The following is a 16,716-nucleotide window of genomic DNA, read 5'->3' as shown; positions in this document are numbered from 1 at the left end:
CACCCGCGGTGGGACGTCCGGACCTTCCGACCGTCGGAAGATCGGAAGGCCGCACCATCGGACGGTCGGACGGTCCGCACATACGGGTGATGGGCCGCGGGGCGGACCGGCCGTTCACCCGATCAGGTTGGGGATCTCCTGCGTCGCGTACCAGAGCAGTTCGTGGTCCTCGGCGCCGTCCACCGTGAACTGCGCGTCGTCGTCCCCCGCGTCCGCGGCGCCGAGCGCGGCCGCCGCGGCGGACACGTCCTCCTCGGCGTCGTCCGCGTCCAGGTGGACGGCCGCCGCGTCGGACAGCGGCACCGGGCGGGTGAGCCGCACCTCGCCCAGCGCGGCCGGGTCCAGGGCGCGGTCGGGGTCGAAGCGCACGGCGGCGTCGGGCACGTCCACGGCGACGACGGTACGGCGGCGCGGCAGGCCGGGCTGGACGGCCAGCAGCCGCAGCGACGCCTGGGCGGCCCGGGTCAGCGCCGCGTACTCCAGTTCCTCTATGTCGTCGGAGACGTACCACTCGCGCAGGCTCGGCGTCACGGCGAAGGCGTCGATCGGAGCGGGCCCCACCTCACCCGCCTTGTACGCCTCGGCGAGTCCCGCAATGGTCGTCGGAATATAGACGCGCATGGCGTGAAGCATACGTGCGCAACCAGCCTGATAGGTGAATTCCGCGGCGGCTCCGCGCACCGCCGCTCGCGCTTGCCCGCCCGTCGCGGAGCCCCCTAGAACCGGACTACCAGCCGGTAACGATCTTGGGGAGCCACCGTGCCGCAGCCACCGCACCAGCCCGCCGCCTCCGCCCCGCGCCCCGCCGCCGGCGCACCGCCCCGCAGGCCCGGGGGCGCGGGCGCGGCACCTCCCGGGCGCCGGGACCCGCGCCGTCCCGCCGGCCGCCCGCCCGCGGGCCGGGTGCCCGGCGGGGTGCTGCGCCCGCAGTCGCCGCACGACTGGTTCGCCGGCCGGCTGCTGGACGTCCTGACCGGGCGGCAGCCGCTGACGACGCTGGCCGGCAAGGTCCGCGACGAGGCGTACCAGCGGCTGTGGGAGCTGCACGCGCGGCGGGCGGACTGGCGCCCGCGCGGCGCCCGCGGCCGTACCCCTTTCGTGTACCGCTGCTACCCCTTCCGCACGGCCGGCGGGGCACTGGAGGTCTGCGCGGTGGTGTGCCTGGGCCAGGACGTCTTCCGCGCGCTGGCCTTCCGGCTGGAGCCCGGCGGACCGGACGCCGCCACCGGCTACGGGCCCGAGCGCTGGCGCTGCACCGCCGTGGAGGCCGCATGACGCGGCCGGGGGCCGGGCCCCGCGGGGCCCGGCCCCCGGCCGGTCGTCGTGGCGGCGCTGCCGCTACTTCTTGCGGCGCCGCCCGCCCTTGGCGGCCTTGCGCCGCTCGGCGCGCGTCGAGCCGTCCTCGGCGGCCGGCGCGGCGTCCGCCGGGGCACCGGCGAACTCGCCCTCGACGACCCCGCCCTCGCCGTCCACCGTCGGCGCGGAGAAGTGCAGCCGGTCGGCGCGCTTGGGCGCCTCCAGGCCCTTCGCACGGATCTCCGGGCGCTCCTTGGTCAGCGACGGCACCTCGTCCTGGACGTCGGCCGGCACCGGAACCTCCTCGACCTGCTGCTCGACCTGGACCTCCAGGTTGAACAGGTAGCCGACGGACTCCTCCTTGATGCCGTCCATCATGGCCGTGAACATGTCGAAGCCCTCACGCTGGTACTCCACCAGCGGGTCGCGCTGCGCCATGGCACGCAGGCCGATGCCCTCCTGGAGGTAGTCCATCTCGTAGAGGTGCTCGCGCCACTTGCGGTCCAGCACCGACAGGACCACGCGGCGCTCCAGCTCGCGCATGATCTCCTCGCCGAGCGACTTCTCCCGCTCGGCGTACTGCGCGTGGATGTCCTCCTTGACGGCCTCGGCGATGAACTCGGCGGTGAGGCCCGCGCGGTCGCCGGCCTCCTCCTCCAGCTCCTCGATGGTCACCTTGGCCGGGTAGAGCTGCTTGAAGGCGCCCCACAGCCGGTCGAGGTCCCAGTCCTCGGCGAAGCCCTCGCTCGTCTCGGCGTCGATGTACGCGTCGATCGTGTCGTCCATGAAGTGCTGCACCTGCTCCTGCAGGTCCTCGCCCTCCAGGACGCGGCGCCGCTCGCCGTAGATGACCTCGCGCTGCCGGTTGAGCACCTCGTCGTACTTCAGGACGTTCTTGCGGATCTCGAAGTTCTGCTGCTCGACCTGCGACTGGGCCGAGGCGATGGCACGGGTGACCATCTTGTTCTCGATCGGCACGTCGTCGGGCACGTTGGCCATCGACATCACGCGCTCCACCATCTGCGCCTTGAACAGCCGCATCAGGTCGTCGCCCAGCGAGAGGTAGAAGCGGGACTCGCCCGGGTCGCCCTGGCGGCCGGAGCGGCCGCGCAGCTGGTTGTCGATACGCCGCGACTCGTGCCGCTCGGTGCCCAGCACGTACAGCCCGCCGAGCTCGACGACCTCCTCGTGCTCGGCCTTGACGGCCTCCTCCGCACGCTCCAGCGCCGCCGGGAGGGCCGCGGCCCACTCCTCGACGTGCTCGACCGGGTCCAGACCGCGCTGCCGCAGCTCGGCCTCGGCCAGGTCGTCGGGGTTGCCGCCGAGCTTGATGTCGGTACCGCGGCCGGCCATGTTGGTGGCCACGGTGACCGCGCCCTTGCGGCCGGCCTGCGCGACGATCGACGCCTCACGGTCGTGCTGCTTGGCGTTCAGCACCTCGTGCGGCACACCGCGCTTGGACAGCTGGGCCGACAGGTACTCGGACTTCTCGACGGACACGGTGCCGACCAGCACCGGCTGGCCCTTCTCGTGCTTCTCGACGATGTCCTCGACGACCGCCTCGAACTTCGCCTCCTCCGTGCGGTAGATCAGGTCCGGGCGGTCGATCCGCGCCACCGGACGGTGCGTCGGGATCGGCACCACGCCCAGCTTGTAGATCTGGTGGAATTCGGCGGCCTCGGTCATGGCCGTACCGGTCATGCCCGACAGCGTGGTGTAGAGGCGGAAGAAGTTCTGCAGGGTGATCGTGGCGAGCGTCTGGTTCTCGTCCTTGATGTCCACCCCCTCCTTCGCCTCGATCGCCTGGTGCATGCCCTCGTTGTAGCGGCGGCCGGCGAGGATACGGCCGGTGTGCTCGTCGACGATCATGACTTCGCCGTCCATGACGACGTAGTCCTTGTCGTTCTTGTAGAGCTCCTTGGCCTTGATGGCGTTGTTCAGGTAACCGACGAGCGGGGTGTTGACCGACTCGTAGAGGTTGTCGATCCCCAGCCAGTCCTCGACCTTGGCCACGCCGGACTCGTGGATGGCGACGGTGCGCTTCTTCTCGTCGACGTCGTAGTCGCCGGTCTCCTCCTTGCCGATGCCGCCTGCCTCACCGCGGTTCAGCCGGCGCACCAGGCGCGCGAAGTCGCTGTACCACTTGGTGGCCTGGTCGGCGGGGCCGGAGATGATCAGCGGCGTGCGGGCCTCGTCGACGAGGATCGAGTCGACCTCGTCGACGATCGCGAAGTTGTGGCCGCGCTGGACGAGTTCGTCCTGCGACCAGGCCATGTTGTCGCGCAGGTAGTCGAAGCCGAACTCGTTGTTCGTGCCGTAGGTGATGTCGCACGCGTACATCTCGCGGCGCTCGGCCGGCGACTGGTTGGAGAGGATGCAGCCCACCGTGAGGCCGAGGAAACGGTGCACCCGGCCCATCCACTCCGAGTCGCGCTCGGCGAGGTAGTCGTTGACGGTGATCAGGTGCACGCCCTTGCCGGACAGCGCGTTGAGGTACGCGGGCAGGGTGCCGACCAGCGTCTTGCCCTCGCCGGTGCGCATCTCCGCGACGTAGCCCATGTGCAGGGCGGCGCCGCCCATCAGCTGCACGTCGTAGTGCCGCTGGCCCAGAACGCGCCGCGCGGCCTCGCGTACCGTGGCGAACGCCTCGGGCAGCAGGTCGTCGAGGCTCTCGCCGCCCTCGTACCGCTCCTTGTACTCGTCGGTGAGAGCCCGCAGCTCGGCATCGGAAAGGCTCTCGAAGTCCTCTTCGATGGAATTGACCTGGTCCGCGATGCGGTGCAGTTTGCGCAGGATCTTGCCTTCGCCTGCACGCATGATCTTGGTGATGACGGACACGTAGGCTGGCTCCTTGCCGGTCGGGCCTGGCGCGGTTGCCGCGCGGGGCACAGCAGGGGTTTTGTCTGCCGGGGCCCTGCTGCAACGGCCATCGTAAGCGAGGAGAGCATCGGGCCGGGAGGCCCGGCGGCGGCAAAACGGTTTTCCCGTGGTTCCGGGGCCCGCGATACTCGCCGCAGAGCCGCCCGACGGCCCCGGAGAAAGGTGCACGCCGCCCATGGAACCCGTCACCCTGACCACCGAGCGCCTGTACCTGCGCGCGCTGGAGCCGGCCGACACCGACGCGGTGCTCGCCGCGTGCCAGGACCCCGAGATCCCGCGCTGGACCAGCGTGCCGTCGCCGTACACCCGCGAGCACGCGGCGGATTTCGTCCAGCGGCTCAGCCCGCTGGGGTGGCAGGACGACACCATGTACAACTTCGGCGTCTTCACCCGCGCGAGCGGCACCCTGGTCAGTTCGATGGCCCTGGTCAGGCTCGGGCAACTGGCCGCGCCCGTGCGCCAGGCGGAACTCGGCTTCTGGACGGTGAAGGAGCAGCGCGGCAGGGGCTACACGGTCGAGGCGGCCCGCGCGGTGTGCCGCTGGGCGTTCGAAGACCTGGGCGTGGAACGGCTGGAGTGGTACGCCGAGGCCGGGAACGAGGGTTCGCGCGCGGTCGCGCTGCGGCTCGGCTTCGTCATGGAGGGCGTGCAGCGCGCCAAGGTCGCACAGCGCGGCACCCGCCGGGACGCCTGGGTCGGCGCCCTGCTCCCGACGGACCTGGGCCTGCCGGCACAGGCCCCGTACCTGCCGTACGACCCCGGGCACCCGGCGGACTGACCCCGGACGGGCGCCCCCGCGCAGCCGCCGGGAGGGGTCGTGAGCAGGCCGGAGCCGATTGTCAGTGGGTCCCCCTAGCCTGGCCCGCATGACAGCGCTGCCCCCTCCCCAGCTCTCCCTGTCCGCCGACGAGGCCCGCAGGATCGCCCTGCGCGCCCAGGGCCTCCTCGGCGCTCCCGACCGGCGGGCCGGCGCCCGAGGCGTGCTGCGCGCCCTCGGGGCCGTGCAGCTGGACACCATCTCGGTGCTGGCACGCTCGCACGAGCTGGTCCCCTACGCGCGGCTGGGGGCGATCGGCCGGCAGGCGGTCGAGCAGGCCTACTGGTCGGACGACCACGCCTTCGAGTACTGGTCGCACGCCGCGTGCATCCTGCCCATCGAGGAGTGGCCGCACTTCGCCTTCCGCCGCCGGGCCCGCCGGGCGCGCGGCCACCGCTGGCACGTGCTGGCGGACGCCGAGCGCTCCTGCGCCGCCGTCCTGGACCGCCTGAAGGCCGACGGTCCGCTGACGTCGACGGATCTGGGCGGCGCCAAGAACGGCGGCCCGTGGTGGGACTGGTCGGAGACGAAGATCGCCGTCGAGTGGCTGCTGGACACCGGCGAGGTCGTCTGCACCCGGCGGCGCGGCTGGAAGCGGGTCTACGACCTGGCGGAGCGCGCCGTCCCCGCCGAACTGCTGCACGACGAGCTGGACGACACCGAGTGCATGCGGCGGCTGGTCGCCCAGGCCGGCGCGGCCATGGGCGTGGCCACCCGCGCCGACCTCGCCGACTACCACCGCCTCAAGGGCGAGCAGGTCGCCGCGGTCATCGACAGCACGGGCCTGGTGCCCGTCGAGGTCGAGGGCTGGGGCAAGCCCGCGTGGGCCGATCCGGCGGCGCTGGCGTCCGAGCCGCGCGGCCGGCACCGCACGACCCTGCTGTCGCCCTTCGACTCGCTGGTGTGGGACCGGCCGCGGACGGAGCGGATCTTCGGCTTCACCCACAGGCTGGAGGCCTACACCCCCAAGCCGAAGCGGGTGCACGGCTACTTCGCCATGCCGCTGCTGGCGGGCGGGCGGCTGGTGGGCCGGGTCGACCCGGCAAGGGAGGGCGGCACGCTGGTCGCCCGGCAGGTGACGCTGGACGGCCCGAAGGCGGTGCAGCCCGCGGCGGACGCCATCGCGGAGGCGGCGGGCTGGGTGGGCTGCGTGGAGGCCCGGGTGGAGCGGGTGCTGCCGGAGACACTGCGTGAGCCGCTGGAGAGCGCCCTCCGGCGCACCCACGACCGCCGCTGAGCCGCTGACCCGCCGGGTCCACCGGCCGCCGGGCCCACCGCGGAGGGCGGGCCCGGCGGATCAGCGGATCTCCAGGATCTTCTCCCGCATCGCGTAGACCACGGCCTCCATCCGGGAGTGCAGCTGCAGCTTCTCCAGGATGTTGCGGACGTGGTTCTTCACGGTGTTCTCGCTGATGAACAGTTCCTTGGCGATGTCGCGGTTGTTCAGCCCGGTGGCGACGAGCTTGAGCACCTCCAGCTCCCGGTCGGTGAGCCGGGGCGCGGGCAGCAGCCGCCGCTCGTCGGTGCGCTGGATCATCGACTTGAACTCGGTCAGCAGCTTGGACGCCATCGACGGGCTGATCTGCGACTGCCCGTCCGCCACCGCGCGGATCGCGGTGGCCACCTCGTCGGTGGAGATCTCCTTGAGGAGGTAGCCGGTCGCCCCGGCCTTGATCGCCTCGTAGAGATCGGCCTCCTCGTCGCTCATCGTCAGCATGATGATCTTGGCGCTGGGGGCCACCTCCTTGATGGAGGTGCACGCCTCGATACCGCCGCGGCGCGGCATCCGCACGTCCATCAGCACGATGTCGGGCAGCAGGTCGGCGGCCTTCTCGACCGCCTCCGCGCCGTCCCCGGCCTCGCCGACGACCTGGATGTCCTCCTCCTGCGCGAGCACGATCTCCAGACCCCGCCGGAAGAGCGCGTGGTCGTCGACGACCAGGACCCTGATCGGCTCGGCGGGTGGTGGGCCGTCCGCATCGGGGTCGCGGTCGCTCCCGCCGGCAGCCCGGTGCGCGAATTCCGGCATCAATTCCTCCCCGTCAGACCGCAGTTGCCCCACTGCTGGTCCAGCATTTCACGTCCTGGCGCGGCGGTGCCCCCAGGGAGAACCCGGGGGCACCGCCTTGCCGTACCGAGCGGTCGGCCCGTCTCGGCCGCCGCCGCACCGCGCCGCTCAGCGGCGCAGCGCTCCGCCCGCACCACCGGGGGCCTGCGTCATCGCCTCGTCGGAGTCCAGGTGGATGACGCCGTAGTCGTAACCGTGCCGCCGGTAGACGACGCTCGGCTGCTTGGTGTCGGCGTCCACGAAGAGGTAGAAGTCGTGTCCGACCAGCTCCATCTGGTAGAGCGCCTGCTCGAGCCCCATGGGCGCGGCCGCGTGCGTCTTCTCCCGGACCACCAGCGGGCCCTCGCCACGCACCTCCAGCGACCCCATCCGCCTGGTCGGCACGTCGTCCTCCTCGGCCGGGCTGCCGACGAGCTCCCCCTCCCCGTTGAGATACGCCGCGTCGGAGACCACGGAGGGTACGTCCGCGGCGGGGATCCGGCCCGCTCCGCGGCGCGTGTGGCGCTTGCTCGCGGCCTTGCGCAGGCGCGCCTCCAGCTTGGTCACCGCGACGTCCAGCGCGGCGTACGGGTCGGCTGCGGCGGCTTCCGCCCTGATCACCGGCCCGCGCGAATTGAGCGTGATCTCCACGCGGTCGGCACGCTCCGCCTGCCGCGGGTTGAGCTCCTTGGACACCTCGACGTCGAGGCTGATCACCTTGCCGTCGAGCTTCTGGATCTTGTCCAGCTTCTCGGCCACGTGCTTCCGGAACCGCTCGGGCACCTCGGTCTTGCGGCCCTTGACGACGATGTCCACGCAGAACTCCGTTCCCGGACCCCGCCGGGTGACCGGCGGCGGTCCCTTTCGCTGAGGCCGGCCCGGGAACAGTCCCGCCCGGCACTGCGTCGGCAGCCGCTCCGCCTCCCGATCTGCCGGGAACCGCGGAGCTGCGGCTTTCACCTCCTCCTGCCCCACGAGGAAGATCATCACCCCATGGCGCTGTCATCCCTCTACCCCGAACATAGTCCCGGAGTGCGGAAGTCGGCATCCGCAGCGACCGGCTACCTCCGTTCGAGTGAACCGTTACAGCCCCCACCAGCGGCGACACGCATCGGAGTGGATTTTCACCGGCCGTCGGCGCACGCCACCACAGCCGCCCCCGCCACCCTGCCTCCCGCCACCGTGACCGCCCGCGCGGCCACACTGAGTGACGTCCCGGTCGTCACCAGATCGTCCACCAGCACCACCGGCACCGCCGCCAGCAGCCCCGCCGAGCCCCCGGCCGCCTCGATCGCACCCGACAGGTTGGCCAGCCGCCCGGCCGCGTCGAGCCCGGTCTGGTCGGCGACCAGCCTGCGGTGCCGCAGCAGCACCGCCGCCCGCGCCGCGGTGCCCTGCCCGCGCAGTACCGCCGCGGCCGCCCTGGCCATCCGGGCGGTCGCGTCGTGGCCCCGCCGCGCCACCGCCCGCCGCGCGGAGGGCACCGGCACCAGCAGCACCGCCCCGGCGACCCCCAGCCCCGCCACCGCCGCGGCGAGGGCCCCGCCCAGCGGACGCGCCAGCCCCAGCGCGCCCCGCTCCTTGTGCGCCAGCAGCACGGCCCGCACCTCGTCGCCGTACCGCGCGGCCGCGCACACCGGCGGCAGACCCGGCGGCTCGGGCACCGGGCGTACCCGCCGCACCGAGGCCGCTCCGCCCAGCAGCCCGCGGCAGCGCCCGCACAACTCCGTACGCGGCAGGCCACAGCCCGCGCAGTCCGCCGGGAGCACCAGCCCGGCGATCTCCTGCCACCAGCCCCGCATGAACCAACTGTGGGGCCGCGCGGGGGTGCGCTGCCAGTCACCCGTTCGAGGGCTGTGGACAACTCCTGCCGGCCGGAAGGGCCCCTCAGCCCGGGTAGACGGGGCTCCCGCCGGCCGGGGTGACCTTCTTCCAGTTCAGGTCCGGCGACTGCCAGTAGACGCTGTCGTGGGACGAGGCGAGCAGCGACACGTCCCTCTGGTCCGGGTTCTCCGACGCCGCCACCGAATCCGCCTCACCGATGGTGTCCGTCGCGGGCGACACCGACCCGTCGGTGCTGACCCACTGGATCTGCTGCCCGCTGCCCTCCGGATCGCTGCCGAGCACGACCAGCCGGCTCGCGCCGGCCCAGGACACCGAGACCACGCTCTGCTCGGACGGGGTGATGTCGAGCAGGTCCCGCACGGCGAACTCAGGCTGTGCGACGGTCCCCCCTCGCTCGACCCGGCCCAGCATCAGCCGGTCCTTGCCGTCCTCGGACGCCACCACCAGCGCGATCCGCAGCCCGTCGGAGGCCACCCGCAGGGACTGGATGCGCCCCTGCAGTCCCGGGACGTCGACCACCGAGGGCTGCCCCGTACCGCCGGGGAGCACGTAAAGCCGGGAGGCCGCGGGATTGCGGTCGGCCACCCACAGGTCGTCGTAACCGTCCCAGCTCGGCGCGCTCAGCCCGTTCTTCGGGTCCTGCGCCGCACTCGTCAGCGGTGCCGTCCGGACAGCGGCGCCGTCCATCAGCGCGCTCACGACCAGCTGGCGCCCGTCGGACCTGACCGCCGCGGCCAGCTGCCCGTCCCGGCGCACGGCGACCGACCGGAGCCCGGCCTTGTCGGCACCGAACGGCCCCCGCACCGGGAAGCCGGAGGTACTGGTCCCCTGCCGCACCAGCAGATTGTGCTTCTGCGAGCCGATGTAGAACTGCTCCCCCGTCGTGCCGACGAGATTGCCCGGCCCGTACTGCTTCGCCTCCCCGCTGCCGAGCGTGCACGCCTCGGCCCCGTCCGTGCGCTGCACCTCCACCGAGGACAGCTGCACCGACGACTGACCCTGCACCGTGGCGAAGAGCTGGGCGGCGAGCCGCAGGCACGCCTCCCCGTGCAGGCCGTCCGCCTTGTCCAGCCGCACCCGCAGGCGCTGCGAGTCGTCCAGCGAGACGCTCGTCGTCCGGCCGTCGTGCAGCCGCGCGCCGGCCGGGACGGCCGTGGTGACCGCGGGCGCCAGCCACGTACTCGGACCGCCGAGCAGCGCGGTGACCGTCGCCGAGAGCGTGTCCGGCTGCTGCCGGCGCAGGTACACCGGATCGGCGATGAGCGTCCTGCCGCCGCTGCCGCGGGGGTCACCGGCCCCCTGGACGGCGAAGTAGTACATGTTCACCGAGTGGTATATGCGCTGGAAGTCGGCGGCGGAGAGGACCAGGCCGTCCTTCAGGCCGTCGATCCGCCACTCGCCGCCCTGCTTGACCAGGTGGACCTGCTCGTGGAAATCGTTCACCGAGAGCTGGTAGGCGTCCTTCGCGTCCACCTTCGCGGTCTGCTCGGCGTCCAGCGGGACGGTCTCCTCCGTCGCCTTCGCACCCGGATCGGACATCGTCGGCGCCCGCGGTACGGCGGACAGCACCGTGATGCCGGCGAGCGGATCCCAGCGCTTCTTCAGGTCCGCCGCCAGATACTGCTTGGCGGTGGCGAAATCGGCCTCGCCGCTGGTGGTGGCCTCCAGGAAGCCGTTGACGATCTCCGTGGGCGACTCACCCGGCCGCGGCGGAATGCCGAACACCCGCACCTGCGTGTCGCCCTCCGCCTGCTGGCTGTCGTCGACCTTGCTGACCTCGCCGCCGCCCGGCATGGACGCGCACCCCGCCAGCAGCAGTGCCGCGGACAGCGGCAGCGCCACCCTGGCCGCCCGGCCCACGCGGCCCCCCAGCAGTGCCATCAGATCTCGTCCTTCCGAACCGCGTCCCGGTGACCGACGACCCGTGCCCCGCTGCCCGGCAGCGCCGCCGGATCTGCCGTGGGCGGCCGCGCGGGCGCACCGGACGGCATCGGCGGGATGAGCGGCGGCCGCGGCGATCCCACGTCCCTGCGGTGCGCCTGGCCGGGCGCCCCGTTGCCCGCCGGACCCGAACCGTCACGCGGTCCGGGCACGACCGGCGACCCCGCGGCCGCCGCCCCTCCCGGAGCGGTCAGCCCGCGGTTGCGGCGCGAGTCGTCCGGCTCCAGCGGGAGCGGCGACGTACGCAGACTGTCGCCCGCCGTCCGCGGCAGCGTCATCCGGAACTGCGAGCCGCCACCCGGCTCGCCCCACGCCTGGAGCCAGCCGCCGTGCAGCCGCGCGTCCTCCACCGCGATCGACAGGCCCAGGCCCGTCCCACCCGTGGTGCGCGCCCGCGCGGGATCGGCCCGCCAGAACCGGTTGAACACCCGGGTCGCCTCACCCGGCTTGAGCCCGACGCCGTAGTCCCGCACCGCCACCGCGACCGCGCCGTCCGCCGTCGCGAGCCGCACGACCACGTCGCGGCCCTCACCGTGCTCGATCGCGTTGACCACCAGATTGCGCAGCACCCGCTCGACCCGGCGCGGATCGGCCTCGGCCACCACCGGCTGGGCGTCGCCGCGTATCAGCACGGTGCTGCCCTTGCGCTCGGCCAGCGGCTCGGCGGCGTCCACCACCCGCCGCACGACCTCACGCAGGTCTATCGGCTCCGCGGACAGCTCCGCGGCGCCCGCGTCGAACCTGCTGATCTCCAGCAGGTCGGACAGCAGCGACTCGAAGCGGTCCAGCTGGTTCTGCAGCAGCTCCGCGGAGCGTGCCGTCACCGGGTCGAAGTCCGAGCGCGCGTCATGGATGACGTCCGCGGCCATCCGCACGGTCGTCAGCGGAGTCCGCAGCTCGTGCGAGACGTCGGAGACGAAGCGGCGCTGCATCCGCGACAGGTCCTCCATCTGCTGGATCTTGACCTGGAGGTTCTGCGCCATCTTGTTGAAGGACTCGCCGAGCCTGGCGATGTCGTCCTCGCCGGAGACCTGCATCCGCTCCTGGAGCCGGCCCGCGGCCAGCCGCTCGGCGATCCCCGCGGCCATCCGCACCGGCGTGACCACCTGCCGCGTCACCAGCCACGCGATCGCGCCCAGCAGCACCACCACGAAGATCCCGGCCGTCGCCAGCGTGCCCTTGACCAGGCCGAGCGTCTTCTGCTCCTGGTCGAAGGCGAAGAGGTAGTAGAGCTGGACCTCGCGCCCGTTCGGATCCGTGATGCGCTTGCCCACGGCGAGCGCCGACCGCGGCGGTTCGCCGTCGTCGGTGTACACCGTCGTGTACTGCTTCATGGCGCCGGCGGACTTGTCGACGGCGCTGCTGAGTGCCGGCGAGATGGTCTTCTTCGGCAGGACACCCGAGGTGCGCGCTCCACGCGGGCTGGTGTCGCCGCCCTGCGGGCCGGAATCCTCCGCACCGCCCGGGCTGAGCGCGACGATCCAGTACACGCCCTTGCCGCCGCTGGAGAGCTGCTGGGTCAGCTGGGTGATCCACGTCCCGGAGTCGATCTGCTTGTCGTTCCCGCCCACCTGGCCGCCGGTGCTCGTCGCGTCCAGCTCCTGGCCGCCCTGCGTCACCATGTTCTGGACGAGGGAGAAGCCGCTCATGGCCTGCTTGACCGAGGCCTTCTCCTTCGCGTCGAGCAGGCCGTTGCGGACCTGGCCGATCACGACGAAACCGAGCAGCAGCACCACGCCGACGGACATCAGCAGCGTGAAGGCGACGACCCGCAGCTGGAGATTGCGCCGCCACAGCCGGGACGCCGGCTGCAGCGGCCGCCGTGCCCAGCGCACGCACGAGCGGATGACCGGCAGCAGGCCCCGCATCGGGTCCGCGAGCCGGCCCTCCAGCAGCTCACGCTCGTACGGTCTGCGCATGTCAGCCCGGTCCCGCCTTGTAGCCGACCCCTCGGACGGTCACGACGATCTCGGGGCGCTCCGGGTCCTGCTCGACCTTGGAGCGCAGCCGCTGCACGTGCACGTTCACCAGGCGGGTGTCCGCCGCGTGGCGGTACCCCCACACCTGCTCCAGCAGCACCTCGCGGGTGAAGACCTGCCACGGCTTGCGCGCGAGCGCCACCAGCAGGTCGAACTCCAGCGGGGTCAGCGCGATCGGCTGCCCGTCGCGCTTGACCGAGTGGCCGGCCACGTCGATCACCAGATCGCCGATGGTCAGCTGCTCGGGCGTGGGCTCCTCGGCCCTGCGCAGCCGCGCCCTGACGCGCGCGACCAGTTCCTTCGGCTTGAACGGCTTGATGACGTAGTCATCCGCGCCGGACTCCAGCCCGACGACCACGTCAACGGTGTCGCTCTTCGCCGTCAGCATCACGATCGGGACACCCGACTCCGCCCTGATCTGCCGGCAGACGTCGATACCGTCCCGCCCCGGCAGCATCAGATCGAGCAGGACCAGATCCGGCTTGGCCTCCCGGAAAGCGGCAAGCGCCTTGTCGCCGTCGGCGCAGAACGACGGCTCGAAACCCTCTCCGCGCAGCACGATGCCAAGCATCTCTGACAGCGCGGTGTCGTCATCGACGACCAGGACACGTCCCTTCATACCGACCATCATCCCATTTGCATATCGATAATGGTGACCTTTGGTGATCAAGGTCACGCTATGCGACTATTGTCCCCGCTTGTGCGGACTTGCGCTGCCCCCCATGTGCAGCCTGTGGATAACGGACGGAACGTCCCGCGTCCAACGATCGACGGAACGTCACCGAACGGTCTGCTGTGCGCCCACCGACGCGAGACTCGCGGCGGTCACGGGTGACGCCACACCGTTCTCCGTGACGATCGCGGTGATCAGCTCCGGCGGGGTGACGTCGAAAGCCGGATTATAGGCCTGCGCGCCCAGCGGTGACGGCGCGAGGTCGGTCACCTCGCTCCCGGGGCGCTGCTCCACCTCGATCGAGGCGCCGTCCGCGGTGGCCGGATCGACGGTCGTCGACGGCGCCACCACGATGAAGGGCACCCGGTGGTAGCGGGCGAGCACCGCCAGCGGATAACTCCCCACCTTGTTCGCCGTCGAACCGTCCGCCGCGATCCGATCCGCCCCGACCAGCACCGCGTCCACCTCCCCCGCCGCGAAGAGCGACCCGGCGGCATTGTCCGCGAGCAGCGTGTACGGCATCCCGGCCCGCGCCGCCTCGTACGCCGTCAGCCGCGCGCCCTGCAGCAGCGGCCGCGTCTCGTCCACCCACAGCCGCCGCAGCCGGCCCGCGCGGTGCGCCGCCAGGACGACACCCAGCGCCGTCCCCTGCCCGCCCGACACCAGGGCGCCGGTGTTGCAGTGCGTCAGGATCCGGTAGCCCCCACCGGGCGACAGCTCCTCCAGCAGGCCCAGCCCGCGCGCGGCCATCTCCGTGCTCGCCGCCGCATCCTCCGCGTGCAGCGCGCGCGCCTCGGCGAGAGCCGCAGCCGCGGCCCGCTCCGGCGAGGCCGCACGCCAGGCCTCCAGCGCCCGCCGCACGCCGTAGCCCAGATTCACCGCCGTCGGCCGCGCGTGCGCCAGCTGGTCGGCCGCCTCCTCGACGTCGAAGCCGCGGGCCGCCGCGAGCGCGACCCCGTACGCCCCCGCGAGGCCGAGCACCGGCGCCCCCCGCACGGCCAGCCGGCGTATCGCCGACACCAGCCCCGGCACGTCCGTGCACACCAGCTCGACCTCCTCCCGGGGCAGCCGGGTCTGGTCGAGCAGCACCACGACCGGGCCCTCCGGCGGCTCCTCCCACCGCAGCGCGGGGACCGGGACGGAAGCGGAATCCACGAGGTGATCGTCCATCCGTCCAGTCTGCCCTGCCCGGTCCGCCCAGCGGCAGCCCGTGACACGATGGCGCGGGTACGGGCACCCGTACCCGCAGGACACACAGGACAGCACATACGAAAGGGCAGCCTCCGATGACCAACACTCCGGGCTGGGCCTCGCCCGGATCGTCCGGATCCCCGGATCCGGGCAGCGGCGACAGCACCGAGGACACGCCTCCCGCAGCGCCGCCGGGCAGCGGCGGCGCCACCCCGGACACGGCCGCCGGCGCCTCAGCCGCCTCGCCGGGCACTCCGGAGGTCCCCGACGACGCCCCCGGCGCACCGCAGAGCCCCGGCTCCGACGCGCCCGCGCCCGCAACGGCCAACTGGTCGCAGCAGCAGCCCCCGGCCGGCACGTGGCAGGCCTCGGCCACCCCCGAGCCCCCCGCACCCGCCGCCGAGCAGCCCCCGCCTCCCCCGGCGCCCGTGCCCCCGCAGCCAGGTCCGTACACGGGCGGCTGGAGTGGCCAGTGGACTCCCCAGTCCCCGCCCGACCCCGACCGCAGCGGCCCCCGCTGGGGCCCCAACGTCCCCTACTACGGACCCCCGCCGACCGGCTGGGGCACCATCCCCGCAGCACCCCAGCCCGGTGTCGTCCCCCTGCGCCCGCTCGACGCCGGCCAGATCCTCAGCGGGGCCTTCGCCACCTTCCGCGCCCACTGGCGCACAGCGATCCTCCTGGTCGCCGGCGTCGCGGTGCTGACCGAGGGCGCCAGCGCACTGGCCAGCAAGTACCTGCTCGACGACGGCCGCCTCGACGACCTCAAGAACGAGTCCGACCCGAGCATGGGCGACATCGCGCACGCGCTCGGAGGCAGCGCCGGGGCGTCCTTCCTGGTGATGCTCACCAGCGTGTTCGGCGTCATCCTCACCTCGGGGCTGCTCACGGTCGTGGTCAGCCGCGCCGTCCTGGGCCGCCCGGTCTCCGTCCGCGGCTCCTGGCAGGAGCTCCGCCCCCGGCTGCCGCAGCTCCTCGGCCTCGCCGTGCTGCTGCCGCTCGCGCTGGTCGCCGTCATCGCGGTGGCAGTCCTCCCCGGCGCCCTGGTCGCCTGGGCCGGCTCCGAGGACGGTGGCGCCTCACTCGCGTCCCTCGGCCTTGTGGCGGCCGCGGTCGTCTGCCTGTGGCAATGGAACCTGTGGAACCTGGCCGCCCCGGCCCTCGTCCTCGAAAGGCAGGGCATCCGGACGGCGGTGAGGCGCTCGGTGAAGCTCGTCAGCGGTTCCTGGTGGCGGGTCCTCGGCGTGCAGCTGCTCGTCGTGCTCGTCACCGGCGTCGCGTCACTCGTCATCCAGCTCCCCGTGAACACCCTCGCCGACGCCGTGGGCAACGGGAACGGCGGCCTCTTCTCCACGGACGGTACGCCCGACTGGCCCACCGTCCTCATCACGGCGCTCGGCGGCGTCATCGCCTCCGTCCTCACCCTGCCGATCAGCGCGAGCGCCGTCTCCCTGCTGTACGTCGACCAGCGCATCCGCCGCGAGGCCCTGGACATCGACCTCGCCCGCGCCGCGAACGTCCCCGGTTACGAGCCTCCCGCCACACCGCCCGGCGCCCGCCGCTGACGTACGAAGGGGGCCGCCCTCCTGCGGGAGGGCGGCCCCCTTCGTGCGTACGGGCATTGCGGTGGCCCTGGCACCTGGCACCTGGTCCATGGACCAGGGACCATGGACCACGCAAAGACCCCCTGGGAAAAGCAAAGAGCCCCGCTCCCGGAATCAGATCCGGGAGCGGGGCTCCTTCAATATTTGTTCGGCGGTGTCCTACTCTCCCACAGGGTCCCCCCTGCAGTACCATCGGCGCTGAAAGGCTTAGCTTCCGGGTTCGGAATGTAACCGGGCGTTTCCCTAACGCTATGACCACCGAAACACCATGAAACACACACCACAACCCACACCCCACAGGAACAAAACCCTGGGGAGGATCATGGTGGCTGGTTGTTTCAGAACCACACAGTGGACGCGAGCAACTGAGGACAAGCCCTCGGCCTATTAGTACCGGTCAGCTCCACCCCTTACAGGGCTTCCACATCCGGCCTATCAACCCA

13 protein-coding genes and 1 rRNA gene are annotated in these 16,716 nt (G+C 72.5%); 4 read left to right on the top strand and 10 right to left on the bottom strand.

From position 1 onward, the window contains the following. Positions 1-114: 114 nt before the first annotated feature. Positions 115-621 carry a DUF6912 family protein gene (locus ACH4SE_RS09245; protein WP_398542704.1) on the bottom strand — a complete coding sequence of 169 codons (507 nt, stop codon included), beginning with the start codon at positions 619-621 and terminating at the stop codon, positions 115-117. Between the two features lie 138 nt (positions 622-759). Here ACH4SE_RS09245 and ACH4SE_RS09240 point away from each other — a divergent pair, with 138 nt between their 5' ends. Continuing rightward, a complete protein-coding gene (locus ACH4SE_RS09240) occupies positions 760-1,275 on the top strand; it encodes an Rv3235 family protein (protein ID WP_398542703.1) in 516 nt (171 codons plus the stop codon). 63 nt (positions 1,276-1,338) lie between these two features. Here the strand turns inward: ACH4SE_RS09240 and secA are convergent, their stop codons facing one another. Next, positions 1,339-4,134 carry a preprotein translocase subunit SecA gene (gene secA, locus ACH4SE_RS09235; protein ID WP_398542702.1) on the bottom strand — a complete coding sequence of 932 codons (2,796 nt, stop codon included), beginning with the start codon at positions 4,132-4,134 and terminating at the stop codon, positions 1,339-1,341. A 217-nt stretch (positions 4,135-4,351) separates the two neighbouring features. Between secA and ACH4SE_RS09230 the strand changes: the two genes are divergently transcribed. Together ACH4SE_RS09230 and ACH4SE_RS09225 are read left to right on the top strand one after the other, a co-directional pair. Further along, positions 4,352-4,954, top strand: a complete 603-nt coding sequence (locus tag ACH4SE_RS09230; RefSeq protein ID WP_398542701.1) for a GNAT family N-acetyltransferase — start codon at positions 4,352-4,354, stop codon at positions 4,952-4,954. An 88-nt stretch (positions 4,955-5,042) separates the two neighbouring features. After that, positions 5,043-6,230 (top strand): winged helix-turn-helix domain-containing protein, encoded by a 1,188-nt coding sequence (locus ACH4SE_RS09225; RefSeq protein ID WP_398542700.1) that lies wholly within the window; start codon positions 5,043-5,045, stop codon positions 6,228-6,230. A 60-nt stretch (positions 6,231-6,290) separates the two neighbouring features. Here the strand turns inward: ACH4SE_RS09225 and ACH4SE_RS09220 are convergent, their stop codons facing one another. From ACH4SE_RS09220 to mtnA, 7 genes are all read right to left on the bottom strand, one after another. Further along, positions 6,291-7,022, bottom strand: coding sequence for a response regulator (locus ACH4SE_RS09220; RefSeq protein ID WP_398542699.1), 732 nt, complete (start codon positions 7,020-7,022; stop codon positions 6,291-6,293). A 147-nt stretch (positions 7,023-7,169) separates the two neighbouring features. Next, the gene (hpf, locus tag ACH4SE_RS09215; protein ID WP_398542698.1) at positions 7,170-7,856 is read right to left on the bottom strand and encodes a ribosome hibernation-promoting factor, HPF/YfiA family; all 687 of its coding nucleotides are present in this window, start codon (positions 7,854-7,856) and stop codon (positions 7,170-7,172) included. 308 nt (positions 7,857-8,164) lie between these two features. Then, on the bottom strand, positions 8,165-8,842 hold the full coding sequence (locus ACH4SE_RS09210; RefSeq protein ID WP_398542697.1) for a ComF family protein: 678 nt from the start codon (positions 8,840-8,842) through the stop codon (positions 8,165-8,167). 85 nt (positions 8,843-8,927) lie between these two features. Then, positions 8,928-10,766, bottom strand: a complete 1,839-nt coding sequence (locus ACH4SE_RS09205) for an LpqB family beta-propeller domain-containing protein (protein WP_398542696.1) — start codon at positions 10,764-10,766, stop codon at positions 8,928-8,930. Continuing rightward, on the bottom strand, positions 10,766-12,745 hold the full coding sequence (gene mtrB / locus ACH4SE_RS09200) for an MtrAB system histidine kinase MtrB (protein ID WP_398542695.1): 1,980 nt from the start codon (positions 12,743-12,745) through the stop codon (positions 10,766-10,768). Before mtrB ends, ACH4SE_RS09205 begins: the two co-directional genes overlap by 1 nt. 1 nt (position 12,746) lies before the next feature. Continuing rightward, positions 12,747-13,436 (bottom strand): MtrAB system response regulator MtrA, encoded by a 690-nt coding sequence (mtrA, locus tag ACH4SE_RS09195; RefSeq protein WP_106966605.1) that lies wholly within the window; start codon positions 13,434-13,436, stop codon positions 12,747-12,749. 147 nt (positions 13,437-13,583) lie between these two features. Next, a complete protein-coding gene (mtnA, locus tag ACH4SE_RS09190) occupies positions 13,584-14,648 on the bottom strand; it encodes an S-methyl-5-thioribose-1-phosphate isomerase (protein ID WP_398542694.1) in 1,065 nt (354 codons plus the stop codon). Between the two features lie 116 nt (positions 14,649-14,764). On the opposite strand from mtnA, the gene ACH4SE_RS09185 reads away from it, so the two are divergent. Then, positions 14,765-16,234 carry a hypothetical protein gene (locus ACH4SE_RS09185; RefSeq protein WP_398542693.1) on the top strand — a complete coding sequence of 490 codons (1,470 nt, stop codon included), beginning with the start codon at positions 14,765-14,767 and terminating at the stop codon, positions 16,232-16,234. Between the two features lie 185 nt (positions 16,235-16,419). Here ACH4SE_RS09185 and rrf read toward each other — a convergent pair. Further along, a 5S ribosomal RNA gene (rrf, locus tag ACH4SE_RS09180) occupies positions 16,420-16,536 on the bottom strand. Positions 16,537-16,716: the final 180 nt, after the last annotated feature.

Origin of the sequence: Streptomyces sp. NPDC020983 (assembly GCF_044333485.1) — a bacterium.
In the GTDB taxonomy this organism is placed as follows: Bacteria; Actinomycetota; Actinomycetes; order Streptomycetales; family Streptomycetaceae; genus Actinacidiphila.
This window is presented reverse-complemented; position numbering and strand designations above follow the sequence as displayed.

What these genes read in the sequence shown, in the direction of transcription:
- ACH4SE_RS09245 (WP_398542704.1), bottom strand. Translation starts at nt 621, where the DNA reads ATGCGCGTCTATATTCCGACGACCATTGCGGGACTCGCCGAGGCGTAC.
- ACH4SE_RS09230 (WP_398542701.1), top strand. Translation starts at nt 4,352, where the DNA reads ATGGAACCCGTCACCCTGACCACCGAGCGCCTGTACCTGCGCGCGCTG.
- ACH4SE_RS09225 (WP_398542700.1), top strand. Translation starts at nt 5,043, where the DNA reads ATGACAGCGCTGCCCCCTCCCCAGCTCTCCCTGTCCGCCGACGAGGCC.
- ACH4SE_RS09220 (WP_398542699.1), bottom strand. Translation starts at nt 7,022, where the DNA reads ATGCCGGAATTCGCGCACCGGGCTGCCGGCGGGAGCGACCGCGACCCC.
- ACH4SE_RS09210 (WP_398542697.1), bottom strand. Translation starts at nt 8,842, where the DNA reads ATGCGGGGCTGGTGGCAGGAGATCGCCGGGCTGGTGCTCCCGGCGGAC.
- ACH4SE_RS09205 (WP_398542696.1), bottom strand. Translation starts at nt 10,766, where the DNA reads ATGGCACTGCTGGGGGGCCGCGTGGGCCGGGCGGCCAGGGTGGCGCTG.
- mtrB (WP_398542695.1), bottom strand. Translation starts at nt 12,745, where the DNA reads ATGCGCAGACCGTACGAGCGTGAGCTGCTGGAGGGCCGGCTCGCGGAC.
- mtrA (WP_106966605.1), bottom strand. Translation starts at nt 13,436, where the DNA reads ATGATGGTCGGTATGAAGGGACGTGTCCTGGTCGTCGATGACGACACC.
- mtnA (WP_398542694.1), bottom strand. Translation starts at nt 14,648, where the DNA reads ATGGACGATCACCTCGTGGATTCCGCTTCCGTCCCGGTCCCCGCGCTG.
- ACH4SE_RS09185 (WP_398542693.1), top strand. Translation starts at nt 14,765, where the DNA reads ATGACCAACACTCCGGGCTGGGCCTCGCCCGGATCGTCCGGATCCCCG.